Consider the following 25837-nt stretch of genomic DNA (forward strand, 5'->3'; position numbering starts at 1 on the left):
ATTATTATCTGGCGACGTTGCTGATATGGTTACGAGTGAAGCCGTTTCATTGGCTTTATTCATGACAAATGGTCTGTTGCTTAGCGACGCATCATATTGGCAAAACGCTGTAATAAATTGACATCGGCTTCATTCTTAAGCAGTGCACCATATAATGGCGGGATAGACTTTTCGCCGCGCAAGTTTTCTTGCAGCTCTTCTTGTGCCATATCATCGGCCAATAATAACGTTAACCAATCAACCAACTCTGACGTCGATGGTGGCTTTTTAAGCCCTTGAACATTACGTAGCTTATAAAAGATATCTAATGCATCATTGACCAGCTTTTCTTGAATATCGGGGAAATGCACCTCAATGATTTGACGCATGGTTGCTTCTTCTGGGAAGTCGATATAATGAAAGAAGCAACGACGCAAAAACGCATCTGGCAGCTCTTTTTCATTGTTTGAAGTGATAATGACTACAGGACGCTGCTCGGCGGTGATGGTCTCACCCGTCTCATAAACATAAAATGACATCTTATCCAGCTCATGTAGCAAGTCATTGGGGAACTCGATATCAGCTTTATCAATCTCATCAATCAATAACACACTGCGCTCTTTACTGGTAAAGGCATCCCACAATTTACCCGGCTTGATATAGTTACCAATCTCATAAACCTTATCATCACCCATTTGTGAATCTCGCAAGCGCGATACCGCATCATACTCGTACAAACCTTGCTCAGCTTTAGTGGTTGATTTGATATGCCATGTAATCAGCGGCATACCCAAACTCTCTGCTACTTCTTCAGCTAATAACGTCTTACCGGTGCCCGGCTCGCCTTTGATGAGTAGCGGTTTTTGTAGCGTCATCGCTGCATTGACTGCCAATTGCAAGTCATCGGTGGCGATATAGCTTTGCGTACCGGTAAAGGTTTTCTTGGTTTTATCGGTCGTGTTTGTCATAAACTAAGTCTCAGTTATTGTTATAAATTAAAGGGATTAATGGGCAATTGGTGAATAAGAAATAATGAATTAGACTAGCACAGCTGCCTTAATTGCCAAAATACTCATGCGTTCGCAGTTGCTAACAAATATTACTGATATCGTTTTAATAGTCATTAATTGCTTATATCCTCAACCAGCAAAAAATGCTTTTACATAAAAAAAGACACGCATGGTGTCTTCTATTTTAACTAATGCAGCTTAACTCTACTTTAAAGCTTATCAGATTTATCACTATCCGCTTGCTTCAATGGCTTATTGTCTTTTTTTAAACTGACTTCAGCTGCAGGCTTATTTATTTCCGTCTTAGCCATTTCGGGTTTAGTCATTAATGCTGAATCAGCAGACGGCTCTGTTAAACCAGCATTGTCTGTTAAGTAATTACCCGTGGTTAGCTGCATCGTCGCTTGCGTATCTTCTGCCGTTCGGCTGCGGGCTTTATCTAAGCTTGACTCAAACGCGCCGCGAATCAGTTGCCAAACAAAACCCACAAACAAGCCGACGACCAATACCACCAATATCGGCAACATATTAGCAATCGCACCAGCTGTGTCTTTCATCATAATGGCGTACACGACACTGATACTGGCTGGTGCAATCACGCTAGGGTCACCAAGCGCTGTACCGGGAGCTAATAAAACAGCAAAGAGCATCATCCAGCTCATACCGCCAAGTGGACGCGGCAAGACCCGAGCAACCAGTAGCCAAAGTATCAAGACGATAATGACACCGCCCAAATACGCATACATGGGTAAGTCTGCGGCTGGAACGTCTTTTACCAGCTGCCCCCACCAAATCGCAATCTCGCCGAGAATGTCACTGATGGCTTCCAATGGTAAGCTGTGTAAGATACTTTTAAACCAGTCCATACGTGTTTGGTTACCTGCATTTATCACCGGCGACACGTTATGTGTCTAGCGGTATAGGGTACGTTCTGTCGTACTAGAAATAGGGCCGACTACATCATCGACATCTGTACTGAATAGGCTGCTAGTTTATCACGACTTCTAAATAAAGTGCATGCTGACCACTGTTTGGTAACGTTTTTTATCAATTGGTCGCATCGCCAGTTGGCTTGTTATTAGCACCGATTATGACTGTTTATGACTGGCTACCACTTGGCCGCTGACCTATATTTACCTTCAGTTGCCGTTAGTTGCTTTATAAAATAAGACACATTGAAAATAAGATTGCGATATAACTTAAAAGAAATACTTTAAAACAAGCGCATTAATCGTAGATATTGTCTTGTGCTTCACGGGCGCGCAACTCGGCTTGACGGCGCATAACATCTTGCGGCGGCATTTGTACAAAATAGCCTTGTGATTGTAATTTCGCCAATACTTCTTCTTTATCAACACGCGCAAGCGTTGCCGTGGTTGCCAAATCTAGATGCATGACAAACTGACTGCGCCCTAAGCCTGCACGGAAGTCTTTTGGTAATACGCCAAGCCAGTCTTTAATCTCGTCGGTATCGTTAGGATAATCAGGACGAGCAATATAGACGTACATATCATTGTGTTTGGGAAATTTGTAAATATCGCAATGCATAAAGGGCACCTATTGAGCACGAAAGGTTAAAAACCATCAATTAAAACAGTTATCAAATGACTGGTATTAAATAGCCTATATTAAATAGCTTAAATGAAATGAATGAGGAATATGGGAATAATGGTTGCTAGCCTAGCATAATTTGCCTGACTTTCAATAGTGGCTTTGCGTAGCAGGCTTTAACGAGATGGCTTTTGATTGCCTTATGTTGCTTTGTACAGGCGCAAAAAATTGGCTTTTTTAGCGGTTTATTTGCCTAAATATCTCTAAAAAAGCGCATTTTGGTTAAATTATTCACTTTAATCCATGCGGTGGCTTGTAAAAAAACCATTAACCTTTCATAATAAAAGCGTTTTTCAGGAGAGAGTCTTGGGCACGATGTCAGATGCACTTATTTAATGAGTTGCGTTGATAGTTGTAACAAGACCACCGAAGGCGCATATACCCTGCCAATCGCTCAGGTAAAAGGACTGAAAAACACATGCCACGACTGTTTCGCTGTCTACCGTCAATCGCGTAGCACATCCAAACACAAGGCATAACAAATCTGGAGAGCGGTAAGGACGGACGACGCCTTACCCACCGAAGGGGAGAAAATGCGACATCATTGCTATTTTTTTGCAAATAGATGCTTAAAAAATGATGGTTCGTGTTGAAAATCTCAGGTTACAGGACAGATAGGGCTTTTGCTTAAACCGACGTTCAGCGCTGGTTTGGCTTACTGCTTTATCTTTTTTTTCTGTGCTACCCTTGGTTGCAATGCTTGCACCCTGCAATATTGCTTCTCGCTACTATGAAACTGCACATCGCTCATTACTCTACCGAGTACGACTGATGTACACATAAGGATTTGTTATGACCGACACTCAAAACGCCAATTCTCAAAACGCCAGCCCTCAAAGCACAAGTACTTCAGCCCCTAAACGCACGCCTCTTTACCAGTCTCACGTTGATAGTGATGGCAAACTGGTGGATTTTTCTGGTTGGGAATTGCCAATCCATTATGGTTCACAAATCGAAGAGCACGAAGCGGTGCGTACCGATGCTGGTATGTTCGATGTCTCACATATGGTAGTGGTTGATGTCAAAGGTAGCGATGCCAAAGCATGGCTACAAAAGCTGCTTGCCAATGATGTTGATAAATTAAAAACCGTCGGTAAAGCGCTATATTCTGGCATGCTCAATGAGCAAGGCGGCATCATCGATGACTTAATCGTTTACCTGATGAATGAAGACGCCACCGAATACCGTATCGTCTCAAACGCTGCTACTCGCGATAAAGACATGGTACAGTTTGAAAAAGTCGCTAAAGGCTTTGACATTACCATCACCGAGCGTCCAGAGCTTGCGATGATTGCGGTACAAGGACCAAATGCCGTTGAAAAACTGGCGCAAGTTAAACCGAGCTGGGCAGATACCTTGGCGGGACTTAAGCCTTTCGTTGGTGCTGATTTAACAGACATCGAAGGCACAGATTGGTTCGTTGCTCGTACCGGCTACACGGGTGAAGATGGCGTCGAAGTGATTATGCATGGCGATGATGCTCCAGCGTTCTTTGAGCAATTAAAAGCCAATGGCGTTAAACCTGCTGGCCTTGGCGCGCGTGATACTTTACGTATGGAAGCGGGCATGAACCTTTATGGTCATGATATGAATGAAGAAACCAGCCCTTATGAGTGCAACATGGGCTGGACATTGGCGCTAAAAGACGAGCGTGATTTTGTCGGTCGTGAAGCCTTAGTAAGCAAACGTCAGCAAGCAAAAGACGACAACACCGCCATGAAACAAGTCGGCTTACTATTAACGACGCGCGGCGTATTGCGTGAAGGCATGACAGTGACCATCAATCAAGGCACGGACAATGAGCAAACTGGTCTCATTACCAGTGGCACCTTCTCCCCTAGCCTAAAAAATTCGATTGCGATTGCCCGTGTCCCTGCCAGCTTATCAGATGACGATAGCGTTCAGGTCGATTTGCGCGGCAAAGGTAAGTTTGTCGATGTACGCGTCCTTAAGCTACCGTTCGTCCGTAACGGCAAGCAACAGTTTGACTCGTAGTCATTATAAATTCTATTATTAGCTTCCACTATTTTTGTTAACCATCCTCTATCACTTAGGAGAGAGACCATGAGCAATATCCCAGCAGAACTAAAATACATCGCCAGCCACGAGTGGCTACGCCTAGAAGACGACGGTACTATCACTGTTGGTATCACTGACCATGCTCAAGACCTATTGGGTGACGTGGTGTTTGTTGAATTGCCAGACGTGGGTGACATCATCGCCGTTGATGACGAAATCTCAGTCGTAGAGTCAGTAAAAGCGGCCTCTGACGTTTACGCGCCTCTCTCAGGTGAAGTCGTTGCCATCAACGAAGCATTAGAAGATGATCCAGAAATCATCAACTCTGACCCATACGGTGAAGGTTGGTTCTTTAGAATGAAGCCTGACAACATCGCTGACTACGAAGCGCTACTAACTGCTGATGAGTACGAAAACGAGCTGTAATATCAGCTTTGCTCGCTTGCTGAAAAGCGCTATTTGACTGAAATGAAATATCGCTATTTGCAATCTTAAAAATGTAGCTTGAAAAATGTAACTTGCTATGACAGATATTGGCGTCAGCTGATATCTGTACGCCTTTTTTAACCTATTTATCGCTCAATTGACTACTGCTATTCGATTCACTCGTATTAACCACTTGTCAGACACTATTGAAAAGTTGCACTCAATACTGACCTAAGTTGATCATTCAATCCCCAGTATGGATTCTAATATGACCTCTAGCACTGACCTTAAAGACAATATTGCGACGCCTACTCATACCCCGCAGCTGCAAGCGTTTTGCGAAGTGGTTGAATCACGTCGTTCCGTTCGTCGCTTTACCGATACAAAGATACCTGACGAGGTGTTAGCAGACTGTCTGCGTTTGGCCATGCTCGCGCCGAACTCGAGTAATCTACAGCCGTGGGAATTTTATGTGATTGACGATGCTGACAATCGCAAACGCGCGGTAAAGAATTGCATGAATCAAAACGCGGCAAAAACCGCCGCACGCTTAATTGCGGTCGTTGCGCGTACCGATATCTGGCAGGATCACGCTCAGCAGATATTGCGCGAATACCCTGATACACCCGTACCCAAAAAAGTCAAAGACTACTACACCAAAGTCGTGGCCATGGACTTTTTACGCGGACCAGTTAACGTAATATCAGCGGCGAAATGGAGTGCGACTCAAGTATTTAGACGCGTAAAAGGTCCGATTAAGTCCCCTTACTATACCTTTGAAGACACCAAAAACTGGGCCACCAACAATACCGCCCTTGCCGCTGAAAACCTCATGTTGGCACTACGCGCGCACGGTTTTGATAGCTGTCCGATGGGCGGCTTTGATGAGCCTGCTATGAAACGCTTATTAAATTTAAGCAACGATCAACATATCATTATGATGATTGGTGCTGGTGAGCGCGCTGACAATGGCGTCTACAACACCCAGTTCCGCTTTAACCAAGAGCAGTTTGTCCATTACGTCTAAAACTGTAAGCCGTCATTAGTTATTGTTACTAGTTATTAGTTATTTTAGCCATCCCTTTATTACTCCCTTAACCAAGGACTCTCATGACTATTTCTCAAAACCCAACGTTTGATACCTTTAAAGGTTTATTCAACGAAGCTGAATTTGTCTATCGTCATCTAGGCTCAAATGAGACCAAGCAAGCTGACCTGCTCAGCGCAGTTGGCTATAAAGACATGGCGAGCTTCATTAACGATACCGTGCCTGAACCAGTGCGCTTACATAAAGAGCTAGATTTGCCTGTGGCGATGAGTGAGCATGCCGCGCTTGCTAAATTACGTACCATGGCAGACGACATCACGGTTAATAAGAGCTATATCGGTCAAGGTTACTCGCCTGTGCGCATGCCAGCGGTTATTCAGCGTAATGTGCTTGAAAATCCAGGTTGGTACACCGCTTATACCCCTTATCAAGCTGAAATTGCCCAAGGTCGTCTAGAAGCATTGCTAAACTTCCAGCAAGTTTGTATCGATTTGACTGGTTTAGAGATGGCTGGCGCGTCATTACTTGACGAAGCAACGGCTGCGGCAGAAGCGATGGCGATGTCAAAGCGTGTCAGTAAAAGTAAATCAACCCAGTTTTTTGTTGATGACCGCATTTATCCACAAACCTTAGACGTCATCAATACTCGTGCCAAATACTTTGGTTGGGAAGTGGTGGTTGGTGATTTTGAACTGGCTAAATCAGGTGATTATTTCGGTGCTATTTTCCAATACGTCGGTGTTGAAGGCGATGTAAAAGACTTAACCGACGTTATCGCAGCGGTAAAGAAAAACAAAACCTACGTCAGCGTTGTTAGTGATATCATGAGCTTGGTGCTATTAAAATCACCAGCCGATATGGGTGCAGACGTGGCATTGGGTAGCACCCAGCGTTTTGGTATTCCAATGGGTTTTGGTGGTCCACACGCCGCCTACTTTGCCTTCTCTGATAAAGCCAAGCGCTCAGCACCTGGCCGTATCATCGGTGTTTCAAAAGACTCGCAAGGTAATACTGCATTACGTATGGCATTACAAACCCGCGAGCAGCATATCCGCCGCGAAAAAGCCAACTCAAACATCTGTACCTCACAAGTATTGCTTGCTAATCTAGCGGGTATGTATGCGGTGTATCATGGTCCAGGTGGCGTCAAGCGTATCGCGACTCGTATCCATGCCTTTGCGACTGCCTTTGCGAATGTTATTAAACAAGCTAACGATAGCAATTTAAATGTGGTACATGAGCAGTTCTTCGATACGGTTGTTATTGATTGTGGTTCAGAGAAGCTGGCGACGCAGATTTTTGAAAATGCGGACAATGTTGGCTATAACTTATGGCGTTTGGGCGACAGTAAGCTTGGCGTTGCGTTCAGTGAAATCAGCGATGCGCAGGACTTTAATGTCTTAACTCAGCTATTTGTTAGTAAATCACATGATTTACCTGAAGCGGCTAGCGTATCACTTGATAGCGCCCACTTGCGTACTGACGATATCTTGACCCATCCAGTCTTTAACACGCATCATACCGAACATGAAATGCTGCGCTACTTAAAATCGCTTGAAGACAAAGATTTGGCGATGAACCGTAGCATGATTTCACTTGGTAGCTGTACCATGAAATTGAACGCGACCAGTGAGATGCTACCGATTACGTGGCCTGAATTTGCCAATGTGCATCCATTTGCACCGCGCGATCAAGTCACCGGTTACATTGCGATGATTGATAGCTTGCAAGAGCAACTGAAAGCCATCACAGGTTTTGATGAAGTGTCTATGCAGCCTAACTCCGGCGCTTCAGGCGAATATGCTGGTTTATTAGCAATCCGTCGTTACCATGAGTCATTGGGTGAAACGGATCGTGATGTTTGCTTCATTCCAATGTCAGCGCACGGTACCAACCCTGCTACCGCCATGATGATGGGTATGAAAGTAATCGTGGTTAAAACTGATGACAATGGTAACGTAGACATCGATGACTTGACCGCTAAATGTGAAGAGCACAGCGCCAATCTAGGTGCCTTGATGATTACTTATCCATCAACGCATGGTGTGTTTGAAGAAGGCATTCGTCATATTTGTGATTTGATACATAAGCATGGCGGTCAAGTTTATATGGATGGCGCCAACATGAATGCGCAGGTCGGCATGATGCAGCCTGCTGATGTTGGAGCAGATGTACTGCATATGAACTTGCATAAAACCTTCTGTATCCCACATGGCGGCGGTGGTCCAGGCATGGGCCCTATCGGAATGAAAGCACACTTAGCACCATTTATGGCCAACCATACGTTGAGCCCTGTGCATAATGCGCAAAATGATTGCTCAGCGGTATCGGCAGCACCTTATGGTTCAGCGAGCATCTTACCTATCTCATGGATGTATATTGCTATGATGGGCCGTGATGGTCTGCTAAAAGCAACTGAGCTTGCGCTATTAAATGCCAACTATGTTGCCAGCCAGCTTAAAGACCACTACCCTGTTCTTTATACCGGCAAAAATGGCCGCGTCGCTCACGAATGTATCATCGATATTCGCCCATTGAAGGAAGAAACTGGCATCACTGAAAGCGATATTGCTAAGCGCTTGATGGATTATGGTTTCCACTCACCAACGATGAGTTTCCCAGTAGCGGGCACCTTGATGATTGAGCCCACTGAGTCTGAGTCTAAAGAAGAGTTAGATCGTTTTATCAGTGCGCTACAATCTATCAAAGCCGAAGCGATGAAAGCCAAAGCTGGCGACGATGGTTGGACGTTAGAAGACAACCCGTTGGTCAATGCACCGCATACCGCGGCAATGATTACCAGCAGCGAATGGTCGCATCCGTACAGCCGTGATACGGCTGCATTCCCACTGCCTTATATTCGTGCTCATAAGTTCTGGCCGAGTGTGGCACGTGTTGATGACGCTTATGGTGATAAGAACCTCATGTGCTCTTGCCCAAGCATCGAAAACTATATGTAGTTTTCAAACAACTATAAATAGTCGATATAAAAACAAACCTCCAAATCAGTAGCTGATTTGGAGGTTTTTATTTTGCCTATTCTGGGCTAATAATTTAAAGGGTCATGTGATTAGCGTTTAAATTAGTGGCTAGAGTCTAGGGCGTGTCCTCAATTCAATCGATGGACATCTAAATGGTCTAAAAATAGCTAAATTTTGCCAAACTTCGTCAAATAGCTGGGTAATATCCCGATATTAACTGCACTATTTTCCTTGTTTGGCTACAATTTATCTCATTTTTATCACCATTTTTAAAATGAGGACACGCCCTGATATAATAAAACATCAGTAAAATAACTTTTGGAAAATAACATGCAACAAAAAAGCCGCGTCATTCTGATTCATGGTCTGCATCAAACCGCTTGGATTATGCGGCTATTGGCCAAACGCTTGCAAGCAGCAGGATTTGACACCCACCAATATGGCTATCGTAGTATGCGTGATGGCATCAAAACCAATAGCGCCCGCCTAAATGACTGGCTAGAAAAGCATCATCATCCTGACCAGCCAATCGATTTGGTCGGTCATAGTTTGGGCGGTTTAATTATTCGCGATTTCGTCACTCAGTATCCCAAGTGGCAAATTGGACGCTGCGTAACGCTTGGGACACCGCATTTAGGTAGTGTTTGTGCAGATTATATTTGGCGCTTGACCCCAGCTGTAGTGGGGCGCTCGTACGTCGATGCGCTAGATGGCACGGTCGCGCCCTTACCGGAGCATATTACCTTAGGCGTGATTGCCGGTAATCGTCCTTATGGCTTGGGGCAGTTATTTTTGCAGTATCATAATCGCAAACTACGTAAGACAAATAATATGCCATCAGCAGAACACCTGCTACACGATGGCACAGTATATGTTGAAGAGACCAAAATAGAGGCAGCCACTGACCATATCGTATTACCAGTATCGCATACTGGGATGCTGGTCGATAAAACAGTAGCCGCTCAAACCAAATATTTTTTACAACATGGACAGTTCGACCATAGCGAGCTTAAGCATTTATAAATACTAAGCATTTATAAATACTAAGCGTTTATAAATGCTGAGCACTTATAAACGCTACTCTTTATCGCTTAGCGAACATTGATACCCATACCCTGCTGCAACTCGGTTTTATGCTCCTTAATCACTGGAATCAAGGTTTGCATCACCCACTCATTGCGCCAGCCTTTTAAGCCTTCTGGTAATTCGCTTAAATCTTTATCAAAGGCGATCACTTCATAGAGCTGCGCGAGCCATTTTTTACGCATCAATACATTAGCAGGGACGCCGATTTTTTCTGCTTGCTTGTCTATCGCGTGTTGTACCGCTTTTGACAGTACTTTATTTTTTGAGCGATACGGTGGTAATAGGCAGTCTGGATGTTCAGCAGGATGCAGATTTTTTGCTTCCTTAATCACCTTTAGCAACTCTTCACCATATAGGCGCAGCATACTACGGTGCATCGTGGTTTTATGTGCCAGCTCGCGCATGTTGCTTGGCTTTTCGGTGATAATCTCACGTACCGCTTGTTTTTTTATGACAAAGGTACGCGGTTGATTGGTCGCCCGTGCCAGCTCTTCGCGCCACGTTGCCACTGCTTGTAGTATCGCCATTTGCTCAGAGGTATAACGATAATCTGCCATCGTTAGATACATCGCCTCATCTTCAACGTGCTGCGCGTCATACAAATCACTGGCATAAAGCTGGCAGTCCGCCCACACGTATTCAAACAGACCCTGCTTTTTCAGCTCATATTCAAGACTTAAATAAAGCGCTGGCAAAAATCGCACGTCATCAATCGCATATTGCTCTTGCTCATCTGATAGCGGACGCTGTAACCAGTCGGATTGGCTTTGTTCTTTATCAATATGCATATCTAGCTGATCATCAAGCGCCTGCTGATAGCCCATTTGCAATTGGCCAGTTAAATAAGACAGGGCAATTTGCGTATCAAAGATATTGGTCAATGGCGGACAACCAGACAGTAGATAAAAAATCCCCAAATCCTCGCCGCAGGCATGCCAAATCGCCACATCCACTTTCATCAGCGCTTGCCACAGCTCAGCCAATTGCAGTTGCGGGGCATCTAACAAATAAATATGGTCGCCCACATTTAACTGCACCAGTGCCAAGCGTGGATAATAGGTATCGCGCTTGATAAACTCAGTATCTAACGCTACCCGCCCGCAAGTTGCCAAGGCATCGATAACTTCCTTTAAACCATCTTGCTGACGTACCCAAGTGACCGAGGCTTCATCGGCGATACCTAGCAATGCATCGATATCTGGCTCGGGCGGCAAACCTGCGGGCGCTACCTCATTATTGACTGGTGGTTTTGATAACTCATCATCAGTAGCAGCAGTATTGTCTGAGAGGTTTGATTGGGTGGCAGCAGTTGAAGCAGTTGAAGCATGGTTGGACACGGGCAGATACCTGCATAAATAGGAGAAAATAAAACGCTAAATTGCGTCTTAATAAAAGTGGATAAGAAAACAATTATAACAATTCCATCAAATAAAATGGACAAGACTTGGCTTTTATAGAGAATTTATGAAATTGCTATACAGCATACTATAAGAAAGAGCGATTTTGCATGGCTTGTCCAAGAGTCATACTATCTAGATACTCAAGCTCGCCGCCCATCGGTACGCCTTGTGCCAAGCGAGTGACTTTATTGACATGACGACCAACCGCCTCACTGATAAAGTGCGCCGTCGTTTGACCCTCAACAGTAGTACCAGTTGCCAATATCAACTCTTCAACAGGCTCTTGCTTAACCCGCCAGACCAGCTGATCGATATTTAAATCATCGGCACTGATGCCGTCTATTGGCGATAAATGACCGCCTAAAACAAAGTAGCGCCCACGATAGCCTGCCGTTTGCTCGATAGCCATAACATCTGCGGCAGTTTCGACCACGCATAATAAGCCATTATCGCGCCTTGGATCTTGGCATAATGGACAAATAGCCTCATCACTAAAGCTATGGCAGCGCTGACATTCGACGATATCGCGCATCGCCTCATCAAGCGCTTGCGCGAGCGCCATGCCTTGGGGGCGTTTTTTAGTAAGCAGATGTAGCGCCATACGTTGGGCACTTTTTTGCCCCACGCCCGGCAAAATACGCAGCTGTTTGACCAGCTGATCAAATTTGGCTGTCAGCAAAGTAACTTCCTTTATTTAACTTAATTTATAAATCGTAGCTATAAAAATGGGGTCGTATCGTGTCGATAACAACCCCATTTTTGTGTTCAATCAGCAGTTTTTCGCGCTTAAAAGCTTAATATTTAACGGCTTTATTTTAAAAGAATTAGTCTTTAAAAGTTTCGTCTTAAAGAGCTTAGCGCTGAAAATCCCGCTATTTAGAACATGCCTTGCATACCCGGTGGTAAACCCATGCCTGAAGTCGCGCCAGCCATGGTTTCTTCATATAGCTCATCCGCTTGACGCACGGCATCATTGATCGCAGCAGCAATTAAGTCTTCGATCATATCTGGCTCATCTTCCAATAAGCTTGGATCGATAGTCAAACGCTTAACCACGTGACGACCTGTCATAGTAACTTTTACCAGACCGCTGCCCGCTTCGGCTTGAACTTCTTTATTGGCCAATTCTTTCTTAGCGTTTTCAACGTTTGCTTCGACTTTCTTTTGCATCGTTTGTGCTTGTTGCATCAATGCTTGAATATTCATAGTTGCCTCTTTGTATTTTGTCTTAATGCGTATAATAATGAATCGTCATTAATTACGTAAACCTGATGTTAATTGCGATTATACCTTTATCTTTACAAACTGTCTAAACCATGCGCCAAATCTTTGATGATATCTTCCACATCTTCTAAACCTACCGACAAACGGATGAGACTATCATTAACGCCTGCCTCTGCTCTTGCCTCAGGCGTTAGGCGGAAATGGGTGGTGGTCGCCGGATGAGTAATCGTCGTTTTAGCATCGCCTAAGTTATTGGTGATAGAAACCATTTGTGTTGAATCAATCACATGCCAAGCAGCGGCTTTTGAATCCCTTTTGCTTGAATCAGCGCCAGCCGACGGCTTAACTTCAAAGCCCATGATAGCACCATAGCCACCTTTCATATGATGTTGACGCGTCGCCAATTCATGAGCGGGATGATTACTCAAACCTGAAAAATGCACGGCACTGACATTGGGATGATTGACCAAAAATTCTGCCACTTGATTGGCATTTTGGCAATGCGCTTGCATACGCAGTTTCAGTGTTTCAAGCCCCTTGGTAAAGACCCATGCGTTAAATGGGCTCATGCTGATACCGCCTGAGCGCACCACGGTAAATGCTTCTTGCATCAGCTTATCGCTACCGACCAGTGCGCCGCCCAATACCCGACCTTGACCGTCTAAATACTTGGTCGCAGAGTGAATGACCACATCAGCGCCCAAATCTAACGGGCGTTGCAATGCTGGCGTCGCAAAGCAGTTATCAACGACCAATAAGATATCATTGGCTTTACATAGCTGACTTAAATAGCCGATATCGCAGATTTGCGCCAACGGATTGCTGGGGCTTTCGCAATAAATCACCTTGGTATTCGGCTGTACAGCTTTTGCCCACGCGTCATTATCGAAGCAATCGACATAGCTGACTTCAACGCCGAACTTTGCCATATAGTTATTAAACAAACCAATCGATGAGCCAAATAATTGATTGGCAGCAAGCAGGTGGTCACCTGCTTTTAAATAGGCTAAGCACATGGTCAAAATCGCGCCCATACCTGATGCGGTCGCCACAGCCCGCTCGCCATTTTCAAGCGCGGCTAAACGACGCTCAAAGGTACGCACGCTAGGATTGGTATGGCGTGAATAAACATTGCCCGACTTATCACCGTTGAAATGGGCTGCTGCATCTGCCGCCGACTCATAAACATAAGAGCTGGTGGTAAAAATAGCTTCCGAGTGCTCACCTTCGTCGGTACGATGCTGCCCTGCCCGTACCGCAATCGTTTGCATACCATAATCGAGTTCTAGATTGAGCGCGTCACTGCGCCAGTTAGGGTCTACTTTATTCAAATTTTTATCATCATGCACTTGCGACTGGCTCATAAATTTTCCATTGCACTGGTTATTATTAAACATACGGCTTATTTTGACTATAAACAGCATTTGTTCGCGTTATCATAGCATGGCAACTTATTCCAAACAGCTGGTTTCAAAGACCTGCTAAATATTATTTTTGAATACTATAGGTTTAGCACTTAGCATTAGGTTCCAGCACTTAGTGTTCAGAAATTATTATTAAATATTTAGAATTAACTATTAATGACTTGATACTAAAAACACCGATGCATTTATAAGGATAAGATGCAAGCGCAGACGATGACTGGACGATGTGGTTATCATGACCAAATAACGTGCCGTATCTAACAAAAATAACGTATTTATAATAGGCACAGATGACAACAGCTGCTAAGCTTAGCCGCGCTTTGAATATTGCTCTGAGCGATATTATGATCCGCTTCATAATCAGTGCTATCATCGGTAAAAACAGCAAGCAAAGTTAAGTCCATTATTCACCAGTATGTCATTACATTCAGGCTCATTAAGGTATCTCATTTATGTCGATGTTTAGTATAGAACCAAGCAACTTATCGCTGAGTCTAACACTGGGACTCACCTTAAGTCTTAGTGGCTGCCAAACTTTGCCAAAGCAGCCGCATTTGCCTGAAAGCCAAGCTTTATCAGCGCGTGTTGACGCGCTATATCAGCAAAATGATGAGCCACAAGACGATAGCATTGAAGGTAATGATATTCAAAGCGATAGCAATCAAAATAGTAATAATCAAAGCAGTAATAATCAAGATAGCAGCCAAGAAAATAGCCCAAATACCAATCCAAAAATCGACAATACGGATTTGGTGGCGGCGATTAGTGAACAAAGCGAGATTCACCCTGATTTATCTGGCTACCATCCGATTGTGACCGGTGCCAATGCGTTTGCCTCACGCAGTATTTTGACCAGTATGGCTACCCGCAATATCGATGCGCAATACTATATTTGGCACGATGACCAAGCCGGACAGCTGATGCTAAAAGACTTGTGGGATGCCGCTGAGCGCGGGGTTATTGTACGCTTGTTGCTCGATGATTTTAATAATAATGCCAAATTCGATCAGCATTTATTACGTTTTGCCAGTCACCCGAATATCGCGGTGCGTATTATCAATCCCTTGATGTATCGTAAATTTCAAACTTTAAACTTCGTCACCGGTTTACCGCGAATCAATCGCCGCATGCACAATAAAAGCATGATTTTCGATAAGCAAATCACCATTATTGGTGGGCGTAATATCGGTGATGAATACTTAAGTAACGATAAAAACAGCCAATTTGCGGATTTAGACGTTTTACTGATAGGTAAAGTTGTCGCTGATATTGACAATAGCTTTGCAAGCTACTGGTCGGCACCAATCTCATTTGATATTCAAACCCTAGCGACCCTTGATAAAGGTGAAACCACGGATTTTTTAGAGGGCTTGGATAAGTTAAGAGTTGATGAGAAAAATAACAGCAAAAGTAGCTTAGATGTCTATAAAGCTGCTATCGAAGATTCTTCAATTGATACCGATTTAATCAATAAGCGCGTACCCTTTCGCTGGACGGACATGCAGTTCTTAAGTGATGATGTGGGTAAACTCACCAAAACTGTTCCAGCCGATACCAATTTGGTGCATCAGCTGCGCACTTTATTGGGCAGCCCGACCAAACGCCTAACTATTATCTCATCTTATTTCGTACCGACCAAAGACGGTGTCAATACGCTGGTTGCTTTGGCTGAAGCGGGCATCGATATCAAGATTTTAACCAACTCTTTTGATGCGACCGATGTGACCGCCGTGCATTCTGGCTACAGTCAATGGCGTCCTAACCTGCTGCGTGCAGGGGTAAAAATCTACGAGCTAAAATCTACCGCTTCTGAAGAAAAACGCGAAAACAAACTGTGGAAAGCGCGCAGTCAATCGTCAACCAGCTTGCATGCAAAAACCTTTGCCGTTGATGACTATCAAGTATTTATCGGCTCATATAATGTCGACCCACGCTCCGCGAATATCAATACCGAGATGGGCGTGATTATCAATGATGATGAGCTTGCAAAGCAGTTACATGGTGCGCTCAGCGATGACCTATTAAGCCAAGCTTATGAAGTCAAGTTATTAGAAAATGGCAATTTGCAGTGGCATACCGTAGAAGATGGCAAAAAGGTCATTTACGATTCAGAGCCACGCGTTGATATCAGTGACCATGTGTGGCTCACCATCATGTCATGGTTACCGATTGATTGGTTACTATAACTGTCAGCTCACTTAGCTTTAACTCCTTTAACTTGAATCAATCAGTTTTGTTTATAAGCGCTTATTTACAAATTGTCTATAGCGACAATAACTTGAGCGAGATATCTTAAGCCGATAATTTAACCTTGAAGTATTTTTTAGTGCAAGATCCTATCTTTTCGGCAAATCATTAGCCAGTTATATGATTTGTCGTTTTTTATTATGGCCGGTTATCTAGATGGTGACTGGCTTAACAAACTCTTCCCTATGTGGATGCGTGATATATTATGCCTTCTCGTTCTCAATATGCTCTGATGTCCTCTAAAGATAGAAATGCCGTACTGTTTATTTGCTTTAGCAGCGCGGTCGCGTTTTTTGATTTTTTGATTTATTTATATCTTGCAAATATCATCGCCGCTACCTTTTTACCTGCTAATGCTGACTCTACGGTTGCCAGTATGCAAGGGCTTGGGCTTTTTGCGATTGGGTATTTGGCACGTCCATTCGGCGGCATCATCTTTGGCCGCTTTGGTGATATTAAAGGTCGAAAACCGCTCTTATTAATCAGCATATTGGTGACTGCTGCAAGCTTATTGGCCATGGCCTGCTTACCAACGCATGCACAATGGGGCTTAATTGCACCCGCCTTATTTATTGCCTTACGTTTGATACAAGGGATGGCATTTGGCGTTTTTGTACCACTTGCTTGGGTTTTTGTCTCAGAACACGTGCCGCGCCAATATTTATCAGTCGCTTGTGGCTATGTGACCGCAAGTTTTTATGTTGGTGTGTTATTTTCCAACGCCTTTTTTCTTTGGCTGACCAATGCACTGACCACTGCGCAATTGGCTGATTATGGTTGGCGTATACCATTTTTTATCGCAGCATTTTTGAGCGTTTTACCTTTGTTGGCATGGCGCTGGATAGATGAGTCACCGTTTTTTATCGCTATGAAAGCATCAAAACCACGTGATTATGTGGTCAAACCCTTTACCCTACTCTTTAAACATTGTAAGCATTCTATCTTTATCGGCTTGGTTCTGACCCTCATTGTCGCTAGTATCACGACCGTTATCGTTCTGTTATTACCGGATTTAATTGAATTGCGCTTTACCTTAGATAATGACTTGTTTGGATTTTCACACAGTCTTGGCATTGTGTTTATGATTTTTGGCTGTGTGTTTTATGGCATCATATCCAATCATCAAAATTTTGGTAAAGTATTGGCGATTGGCTCTGTATTATTGATTGTGCAGATGCTTGCTTTCTTTTACCATCTGCAAGCCAGTGGCGACTATATTCTCATTATGTATGCGCTTTTAGGTTTTTGCGCTGGTATTGTCGGCATGATACCCGCCATTATTGTGCAACTATTTCCGACCAATGTACGACTCACTGGTATGGCGCTTTGTTATAATCTATCTTACGGTCTTGTTGGGGTATTGGTGCCTTTTGCGCTTGGTTACGCCACTTTATACATCAGTTTCTCGCCTGCCCTATACATCGTATTTATCGGCTTTATTGGCATCATCATGGGCATTTATTTTTATAATCTGCCAGAGTTTAGAAAAATCAATGAAGTCATTTAAGAAGTATTTATATCATAGTAGCCATGTCATAGTAGATATGTCATTTAGCCCTACTTTGCTTGGCCATTGATTTTTTCATCGTTTAACCAATATACCCTTAGTAATAAAAAGCGCCCTGCCTCTATCAGGCATGGCGCTTTATCGACTATTTTTTTAATATATATAAAAATGCACTTAAAAGCATTTATGCTTAACAACGAGGCTTAACCCTAATGGTTGATATGACCAACAAACGACTCTCTGTTGCGCCAATGATTGATTGGACAACGACAGATTATCGCTACTTTGCACGGCTGTTTAATCCGCACGTTTATCTTTATACCGAGATGATTAGCACCGGTGCGCTGATACATGGCAATCGCGCACGGCATTTGCGCTTTGATACGCTTGAGCATCCGCTGGTGCTACAACTGGGCGGCGCCGATATTAGCGAGATGACCCAATGCGCCCAATTTGCCCAGCAGCATGGCTATGATGAGGTCAATATCAACGTTGGTTGTCCGTCTGATCGTGTCCAACATAATAAGATTGGTGCTTGCCTTATGGCAGAGCCGCATACGGTTGCTGATTTGGTTAAGCACATGCAGGCGGAGGTCGATATCCCGGTGACCGTCAAGCATCGTATTGGTATCGATGATTTTGACAGTTATGAGTTTATGGTGGATTTTGTCGAAAAAGTGGCAGCTGCAGGCTGTACGCGCTTTATCGTCCATGCCCGTACGGCGTGGCTACAGGGCTTGAGCCCGAAGCAAAATCGCGAAATACCGCCCTTACGTTATGATGATGTTTACCGGCTTAAGCAGGACTTCCCGGCCCTTGATATCGAAATTAACGGCGGTATCGAAACGGTTGCTGATATTAAAGCGCATTTACAGCATATCGATGGGGTGATGATTGGACGGGCGTTTTACCATAACCCGTATTTGCTGGCAGAAGCTAATAGCTTATGGGGCGAATCTAGTCCTAAGCGCTCAGATATTTTAGCAAAACTGTATCCATATTTAGAAGAACAAGTTGCTAAAGGTGAAGCGCTACCAACGATGACGCGGCATTATTTAGGGTTGTTTCAAGGTTTGATGGGCGCTCGCAAATGGCGACAGGCATTGAGTGGCAAACCGCAACTAACGATTGATGATATTAAACGAGCCGCTGAAGAAGTCTTAGCCTTAAATCCAGATGCTTAAAGACAAGTAACTACCCTTCTCGCGTAAAATATTATAAGCGCCCAATCACATAAGCATAAAACAATAACTAATTAGTGCATGGCTAATTGACAAAGACATTCGCCAATTAGCCGTTAGTATTTTATATATAAGTATTTAAGCGCCTTGCGCTAAATACTGCGCCATCGCAGCGCCATTATTAATAATATGTAGCAGCATCGGCAGCACTAGCGAGCCTGACTTAATACGCGCGTAGCAAAATATCAATGCCAATACCACAATGGTGCTGATTTCATAAATGCCATATTGCAAATGAATCACTGCAAATATCACGCTGGTCACTAGGCTTGCGACGACTGCGCCGCGATGCTCTGCATAGGTTGTGCCTGAGAATTGCTCTGCGATAGCTGACCACAACAGTCCACGAAATATCAGCTCCTCATAAATTGGCGCGACAATCACCATCGCAAATATCAATAGCCATACTGAGCTGACAGACTGATATAAAGGGTCGACAAAGACCAGTGGCGATTTATCGAGCAGGTAAGTTAATGCCTGACTGCCAATCATAAATATCAGCAGCAATCCTAACATGCCGATGCCTACCGTCCATGAGAAGGGCTTTAGCGCCAGATACTGCTTTACATTCCCGCCTCTCACACGAATCAACAATACGCTGATTGCCACCAGTAATATACAGCCGATGATGATAGAAAGACTTACTACCGTGCCATCGTTACTACCAAAAAAGAAAATATCGCCCATGGTTGCATTTTTAGCGGCGGGCAACACCAGTTTCCCCGCGATATAGACGCCGATTAATTGACTGATAAAAAATGTCACCACCATGCCTATAACCAACACTAGCGCACCCAAGCGCGAAAACAGCGGTGCAGGCTTAGGTGCCTTAGTCATAACAGATGGGATCATAACAGGTTTTGTGGTCGCATCTTTTAGCATAAAGTTGTCACTCAAAGGGGTGTGCTAGCTGCCAACAGGATATTTATTATGAGCATTAATAATGCATCAACTTATTTTGGTAATTGTTTTCTGATAAGCTCAAGCACTTGTAGCGCCACCGATTCTGGATGCTCAAGTGGAAACATATGACCGCCGGCGTGGGTTTCGTAATTTATATTAAGCCGTGATTTGATTTGCTGCGGGAAGCGGCGCTTAAGAAAGATACTGTCTTTACCAATGATAAGCGTCACCGGCGGTTTAGGCGCTCGGTTTGGGGTCAGCCAATACCATGACGGATTGGTACGAAAAACCTCAACTTCGCTGGCTTTAGGGATAGCCAATGTTACCTTGCCATCCGCCCGCTCATGTAAACCATGCTCGATATAGCCCTGAAAGCTACGCTCATCGAAATCTTTAAAAAAACCTTTATGACGCAGCTTATCATAAGCATCGTCGCGGCTATCCCAAACATCACGGCGATGCTTAGAGACGCCAGCTGGCGAGAGCTTATCCATCAAGCGATTATTCATCAGCGGTAATCTATCTGCGGTTTTGGCCAAATGCCATAGCAAGCTGACTTTACCATAAATCCAAGGCGGATCCATCAGTACCGCTTGCGCAAAGTGTTCTGGCGCACGGTATAACGCCTGCATAGTACACATGGCACCAAGCGAATGACCGACGCCCACCACCTGACTAACGCCATGCTGCTCACAAGTACGTTTAACACTGTCGATAATCTGCTGCGTCAGGCTCTGCCAATGGTTATCTACTGGATAATCGGGCGTATTACCCAACATAGGAATATATTCAATGGTAAAAAACTCAGCAAGCGGTGCAAAAAACGGCGCATAAACGGCACTTGGCATACCATTGGCATGAGCAAAATGAATGATAGGCTTTTGGGTTATCTTAGATTTGGGCAATGATGCAAAGGTCTGCAAGGTAATGGCACTCATGACAAGCTCTCAGTAATTTAAATAGCTGTTTATTATAATAGTCAAAATTTATATACAATTAAGGCTGAGCATAGTCATATGCTCAGCCTTAACAATCATACACATTAAATCTAAAATATAAAGGGCTTAGCGCATCTGCGCGTTACCCTCTTCTTGCGGTAGTACGTCAAGCTTGATGCTTGAGCCAAGCCCTGCGCCTAACTTAACCGCAAAGCGATCCATAAATAAGCTAAATGGGTCGGTCGGCGTATAGTTGACGACGTTATCAAGTTTAAGTTGTTTCTCTAAACTTGAAATACTGCCCTTTTTGTCGGCTAAACCAAGCTCAATAGACTGCTCGCCGGTCCAGAATAGCCCTGAAAACAGTTTATTTTGCTCAGGATTTTTTAGACGATCGCCGCGACCTTCTTTGACCGCATTGATAAAGTGCTTATGGGTATTGTCTAGCACTTTTTCGACATGCTGCTCTTCATAAGCCGTGAGCGGACGCGATAGGCTTAAGATATCTTTATACTCGCCTGCGGTAATGGTACGGTCTTTAACGCCAAACTTATCCATTAAGCCTTCGATATTATAGCTTGGCATAATTACGCCAATCGAACCGACCAAGCTTGATGGATTGACATAAATCTCATCCGCCGCTGACGCGATATAATAAGCACCAGAAGCACCCATATCACCAATCACCGCGTAAAGCTTTTTATCAGGGTATTCTTGACGCAAATCCATCATCGTCTGCCAGATTTCATCAGACTGGACAGGTGAGCCACCAGGTGAGTTGATATCGAGCGCCACCGCTTTGGCATTGCTGTTTTTAAAGGCGCGCGTCAAGGCTTCATTGACATCATAAGCATTCGCCACATCACCACTACTAATCGTCCCTTGGATTTCAACCACAGCCAAATGCGGCTTACTGGTATCCATGCCATCGAGACTGGTTGGTGTTTTAGTGCTGCAACCACGGCCAAGGGTTAAAAATATCAATAATATATAACCAAAGGTCAATAGCTTAAAGAAAATACTCCAGCGACGGGCGCGGCGCTGCTCAACCACACTGGCTAATAACGTATTTTCAATCAGTCGCCACTCTTGTCCGCTCGGCTGATTTGATTGCTGCAGCGGCGTTGGCTGATTTGCCGAGTTGTTAGGACGTTTGTTAGGGTCTGGTGGCCAGTTGGGCATATAACTTCCTAAGTCAGAAACAATGTAAAACAATAAAAGAGAGGGTCTTAAAACTTAATCGAGCAAAAACTTAATACAACCGCAATAAGTATATTTGCTTATATAAGTGCATTTTGTAGCGCTTTCATAAAAGTTAAATAAGCTACTAAGTATGATGCCATTTCACTCATGGTTCAATAGCAGAACTGTGAAATAGCTTGATATTATAATGGCGACACCTTATAGCAGTGAGGCATTTCATAAGTAGAAGCGAGGCATTTTATAAGCATAGCACTGTTAAGGTACAGCCTAAGGTTAATCCTTAGTATCAGTATTAAAAGCTAAGGCGGCATCTAATGGCTTATTATCGTAAGTGATTATCTCATGGATTTGTTGCTGGCTTATTACCTCAGTAGAGATATGCGAAGTACTGTGTCCAAGCCATGTTGTGCTATTTATGGCATTGTCTAAGGTGTTGTTTAAATTGGTATTTTTATCATTATACTCAATCGAACATAATAACGACCACATTTGCCAAACGCGCGGATGGGTATCGGCATTCAGAACCAGACGTGATTGAGCATTTTTAGCTTGAGGGGTTGGCGCCTCTATATCGGACTGAAGCGTTTGTATATTAGCAGGTAATGATTTGAGTGGCTCAGCCGCATTATAATTGATGACTTGAATAGGCAATCGACTGTCAATAGCAAGCGTACAATCCCAGACACTAACATCGTTTATTTTTCTCCAACCTGTTATTGCTCGTAAAGTTAAATCGCCATTCATGAGTTGCCAGATTTTACCTTGCTCACAACCTTGGGCGCTAATGGTTGTATGAGTTTTAGCTTGACTGGATTGACTGGCTACTTGATAAGCGTGCTGACGCTCAGGCCAGCGTTCACTACGCCCTGCTTGCCAGTATTGAGCGGTTGGGAAACGTTGACTTAGTTGCGCTACTGTCATGGGTAGTAATTCAGAGTTGCTCGGCTCAGAATTATTTGTTTTAAAACTATTAGCCTTTAAGGATTTACTGTTGCTAGTCGATGATATTGACAGTGTAGCAGTCAATGCGGTGCTACTACTTTGTACCACGATACCCTCTAAGCGCTTAATAGATAAGCTACGTAATTGCTGCTCTAGGGTCGCGGAAAACTTATCAGCCGTTAGCGTGCTTGGCATCGTACGGACACTATCAGGTCTATGGTCGGCCAAAAACAACCAGCTGACATTTTTCTTATTTACCCGTCTAGCGGCTGCGTGTTTATTATTATCCTTATGCACCTTTTCATTATTTATCACAGGGTATTGCAGCAAAACTGCACTCACATATTGGTCGCCAGTCGGTAAAATATAGAGAGTTGGTATCGTGGTTAGTGACTGCTGATTGGCATATACCGTCATCACTAGCAGTGTTAACGGCGCTAGCGCGAGCCAACGACTGATAAGCCCGCGCGGCAATAACCACGGTAACATTGCCAGTAATACCATCAGAAAAATAGCCATATTGACTGGCGTATAGAGCCATGCCCCTGAAAATATCGGTAATGCCGTCAGCCACATAATCAGCTCATGTAAATAAGCGACAATAGCAATTACCAGCGTCCAAATAGCATCTGCCAGCGTGGGCACAATAAGGTAACAAAGCCCTGCCAATAGATTCAGCGGTACAATCACCCAGCCAAATAAACCTATGGCAAATAGATTGACGACAAGTCCTAACAATGACGCTTTGCCGAATAATAACAAGGTAATGGGCAAGAGAGCTATAAATAGCCAAAACTGTAATTTGAACAGTCGTTTAAACCCTAGCCACATGCGTTTAAGCAGCTGCTTGTTTTTATCATCATCATGACTAAAAGCCGTTAATTGGGTAAATTCTGCATGACTTGGCTGTGCTGAGCTATCCTCATATTTTAGCAATAGCGCCACCGCTATAAAGGACAGCCAATAACCTGCCTGCCACAATACATATGGGTCGAGCCATGCCATCAATACCGCCAGCGCCAATAATATGCGCATGGTACTAATCGGTAGCAATGTTAAGCGTATCAAACCTATCGCTAATAACATCCAAGCGGTACGCGCAGCAGGGACATCAAACCCGGTAAATAAAGCATAAATAAAAGCCGCACTAATCATCACCCACCAGCGCACTTGCCAACGCGGGATATGACGATAAAGAGATGGACAAAAGCGATTCAGCAGTAGGACTGCCAATCCCGCTAACACAATCGCTAAAAATAAAACATGCGTCCCCGAGATCGCCAGTAAGTGTGAAATACCGGCCAGCTGATACAAATCTTTGGTATCGCGATTGATTAAACTGCGATCACCGGTCAGCAAACTTAAAGTTACCGCTTTTGCTTGCTGCTGTGCGGTATTTTGTGCTGCCCAATCTTGATAAAAGTATTGGCGCAGCTGCCAGCGTCCTTGGTCGATAGCGCTACGCAAACGGTATAAATAAGACTCGTCAGCTTTAGATAGTGCTGAGTCATCAAACGGAATAGTCGAGGTACTGGTCGCTAGTATATTAGCAACGCCATCGATATGCCGACCCCGTAACCACCGATAACTATCAAACCCGGTTGGGTTATTCAGCGCTTGCTCAGAGCCAGCAAGTGGCGCTAGCGTTAAGGTCATCAATAATTGATCACCGGGCTGCAGATGATTTAAGTCTATAATCTGTGTTTGCTTAGATAGGTTTTTAGCTTGTTTCGTAGAATATTTTTTGGAGGGTTTTTTAGGCTTGGGCTTTTTTGAATACGCGTTTAGCAATACGCGGTATTCAGCTCTCTCAAAGCTTTCAAAATCTTCAGAACTATCATGGCTTAAATTATCTTTAGTTTCTTTATTACTGCTTAGGCTATTATTCAACCCTTCTTTATAATTTGCAGTATAATTCGCCGTAAGATTATCTAAATCCTGTGCTGTCAGTTCAGACAATAAAGGTGATATCTGACTGATGGTGGCAACCTGTCGATAGCCACTATCACTTGCGACATCATAGACACTATCACTTATGCCCTCGATGCTAACCAGCGCTTGTACACGCAAAGGTTGTTTTATGGCGCTACTTTGCGCCTGTTGATGACTTATCAAGGCGAGCAGTCCACTACCACTAATCAGCGTCAGTGCTAGCGCTGCCAATAATAAATAGCGGACACACTTAGAAAGTAACGACAAGCTATACGCTGAGGTTTTCGTAGAATTTTTAACAGAAGGGTTTTGAGAAGGAGGTTGTCTAATAGTAAAGGAACGAGGATATGGAATACGACGTTGACTGACGACTAACAAAACAATAGTAAGTATCGTTAATAATAGCGGCAATGTCGCAGTAGCACTGAGGTCTGCTAATAACGGACTAACAGGCAGCGGCATGCTATCAGCAACGGCCAAAACGCCCATCATAACGATGATTATCAAGCTACCAATTAACCAGTACACCAGCGCTCCTTGCTTGATAGTCTGTATGATAAGTATAGGCTGTATGATAAATGATGATTGACGATAGCCTTAATGTTAGACCGAACCGTCAAGCGATGGCATTTATCCTGCTATTACCCTATACTGAGCAGAAATATTGCGATAGTGATTATCCACCATTATCTTCCTGCTTTTCTGATAACATCCTT

19 protein-coding genes and 2 riboswitches are annotated in these 25837 nt (G+C 43.9%); of the genes, 8 read left to right on the forward strand and 11 right to left on the reverse strand.

Going from position 1 to position 25837, the window contains the following annotated elements; all coding sequences use genetic code 11:
* Nucleotides 1-80: 80 nt before the first annotated feature.
* From PG901_RS06495 to PG901_RS06505, 3 genes are all read right to left on the reverse strand, one after another.
* Nucleotides 81-947 carry an AAA family ATPase gene (locus tag PG901_RS06495; protein WP_271133945.1) on the reverse strand — a complete coding sequence of 289 codons (867 nt, stop codon included), beginning with the start codon at nucleotides 945-947 and terminating at the stop codon, nucleotides 81-83.
* Between the two features lie 251 nt (nucleotides 948-1198).
* A complete protein-coding gene (locus PG901_RS06500; protein WP_271133946.1) occupies nucleotides 1199-1855 on the reverse strand; it encodes a hypothetical protein in 657 nt (218 codons plus the stop codon).
* Between the two features lie 361 nt (nucleotides 1856-2216).
* Nucleotides 2217-2537: a YcgL domain-containing protein gene (locus PG901_RS06505; protein ID WP_201565121.1), complete on the reverse strand. Its 321-nt coding sequence runs from the start codon at nucleotides 2535-2537 to the stop codon at nucleotides 2217-2219.
* Between the two features lie 347 nt (nucleotides 2538-2884).
* Nucleotides 2885-3020: riboswitch (glycine riboswitch) on the forward strand.
* A gap of 54 nt (nucleotides 3021-3074) precedes the next feature.
* Nucleotides 3075-3224: riboswitch (glycine riboswitch) on the forward strand.
* 168 nt (nucleotides 3225-3392) lie between these two features.
* Between PG901_RS06505 and gcvT the strand changes: the two genes are divergently transcribed.
* The 5 genes from gcvT (at nucleotide 3393) to PG901_RS06530 (ending at nucleotide 10097) form a co-directional block, all read left to right on the forward strand.
* On the forward strand, nucleotides 3393-4595 hold the full coding sequence (gene gcvT / locus PG901_RS06510; protein ID WP_271133947.1) for a glycine cleavage system aminomethyltransferase GcvT: 1203 nt from the start codon (nucleotides 3393-3395) through the stop codon (nucleotides 4593-4595).
* Between the two features lie 69 nt (nucleotides 4596-4664).
* Nucleotides 4665-5045, forward strand: coding sequence for a glycine cleavage system protein GcvH (gcvH, locus tag PG901_RS06515; RefSeq protein WP_144297111.1), 381 nt, complete (start codon nucleotides 4665-4667; stop codon nucleotides 5043-5045).
* A 268-nt stretch (nucleotides 5046-5313) separates the two neighbouring features.
* Nucleotides 5314-6072, forward strand: a complete 759-nt coding sequence (locus PG901_RS06520) for a nitroreductase family protein (protein WP_271133948.1) — start codon at nucleotides 5314-5316, stop codon at nucleotides 6070-6072.
* A gap of 83 nt (nucleotides 6073-6155) precedes the next feature.
* Nucleotides 6156-9053, forward strand: coding sequence for an aminomethyl-transferring glycine dehydrogenase (gene gcvP, locus PG901_RS06525; protein WP_271133949.1), 2898 nt, complete (start codon nucleotides 6156-6158; stop codon nucleotides 9051-9053).
* A 351-nt stretch (nucleotides 9054-9404) separates the two neighbouring features.
* Nucleotides 9405-10097, forward strand: coding sequence for an esterase/lipase family protein (locus tag PG901_RS06530; RefSeq protein ID WP_271133950.1), 693 nt, complete (start codon nucleotides 9405-9407; stop codon nucleotides 10095-10097).
* Nucleotides 10098-10165: 68 nt separating this feature from the next.
* On the opposite strand, the gene PG901_RS06535 is transcribed toward PG901_RS06530, so the two are convergent.
* From PG901_RS06535 to PG901_RS06550, 4 genes are all read right to left on the reverse strand, one after another.
* Nucleotides 10166-11497 (reverse strand): ribonuclease D, encoded by a 1332-nt coding sequence (locus tag PG901_RS06535; RefSeq protein WP_271133951.1) that lies wholly within the window; start codon nucleotides 11495-11497, stop codon nucleotides 10166-10168.
* A 148-nt stretch (nucleotides 11498-11645) separates the two neighbouring features.
* Nucleotides 11646-12239 (reverse strand): recombination mediator RecR, encoded by a 594-nt coding sequence (gene recR / locus PG901_RS06540; RefSeq protein WP_201625404.1) that lies wholly within the window; start codon nucleotides 12237-12239, stop codon nucleotides 11646-11648.
* 197 nt (nucleotides 12240-12436) lie between these two features.
* Complete coding sequence (locus PG901_RS06545; RefSeq protein ID WP_025651278.1) at nucleotides 12437-12766, reverse strand: YbaB/EbfC family nucleoid-associated protein; 330 nt, start codon at nucleotides 12764-12766, stop codon at nucleotides 12437-12439.
* 92 nt (nucleotides 12767-12858) lie between these two features.
* Nucleotides 12859-14148: an O-succinylhomoserine sulfhydrylase gene (locus tag PG901_RS06550; RefSeq protein ID WP_271133952.1), complete on the reverse strand. Its 1290-nt coding sequence runs from the start codon at nucleotides 14146-14148 to the stop codon at nucleotides 12859-12861.
* A gap of 512 nt (nucleotides 14149-14660) precedes the next feature.
* On the opposite strand from PG901_RS06550, the gene PG901_RS06555 reads away from it, so the two are divergent.
* From PG901_RS06555 to dusA, 3 genes are all read left to right on the forward strand, one after another.
* Nucleotides 14661-16394 carry a phospholipase D family protein gene (locus PG901_RS06555; protein ID WP_271133953.1) on the forward strand — a complete coding sequence of 578 codons (1734 nt, stop codon included), beginning with the start codon at nucleotides 14661-14663 and terminating at the stop codon, nucleotides 16392-16394.
* 266 nt (nucleotides 16395-16660) lie between these two features.
* Entirely contained in the window at nucleotides 16661-17962 is a 1302-nt protein-coding gene (locus tag PG901_RS06560) for an MFS transporter (protein WP_271133954.1), read from the forward strand.
* Nucleotides 17963-18174: 212 nt separating this feature from the next.
* Nucleotides 18175-19146 (forward strand): tRNA dihydrouridine(20/20a) synthase DusA, encoded by a 972-nt coding sequence (gene dusA, locus PG901_RS06565; protein WP_271133955.1) that lies wholly within the window; start codon nucleotides 18175-18177, stop codon nucleotides 19144-19146.
* Between the two features lie 135 nt (nucleotides 19147-19281).
* Here dusA and PG901_RS06570 read toward each other — a convergent pair whose 3' ends face one another.
* From PG901_RS06570 to PG901_RS06585, 4 genes are all read right to left on the reverse strand, one after another.
* Nucleotides 19282-20085 (reverse strand): lysostaphin resistance A-like protein, encoded by an 804-nt coding sequence (locus PG901_RS06570; protein WP_442966859.1) that lies wholly within the window; start codon nucleotides 20083-20085, stop codon nucleotides 19282-19284.
* Nucleotides 20086-20156: 71 nt separating this feature from the next.
* On the reverse strand, nucleotides 20157-21044 hold the full coding sequence (locus PG901_RS06575; RefSeq protein ID WP_271133956.1) for an alpha/beta fold hydrolase: 888 nt from the start codon (nucleotides 21042-21044) through the stop codon (nucleotides 20157-20159).
* Nucleotides 21045-21170: 126 nt separating this feature from the next.
* The gene (gene sppA / locus PG901_RS06580) at nucleotides 21171-22226 is read right to left on the reverse strand and encodes a signal peptide peptidase SppA (protein ID WP_271133957.1); all 1056 of its coding nucleotides are present in this window, start codon (nucleotides 22224-22226) and stop codon (nucleotides 21171-21173) included.
* A 294-nt stretch (nucleotides 22227-22520) separates the two neighbouring features.
* Nucleotides 22521-25649, reverse strand: coding sequence for a ComEC/Rec2 family competence protein (locus tag PG901_RS06585; protein ID WP_271133958.1), 3129 nt, complete (start codon nucleotides 25647-25649; stop codon nucleotides 22521-22523).
* Nucleotides 25650-25837 lie beyond the last annotated feature (188 nt).

The organism is Psychrobacter sp. ANT_H3, from assembly GCF_027919975.1.
Taxonomy (GTDB): domain Bacteria; phylum Pseudomonadota; class Gammaproteobacteria; order Pseudomonadales; family Moraxellaceae; genus Psychrobacter; species Psychrobacter maritimus.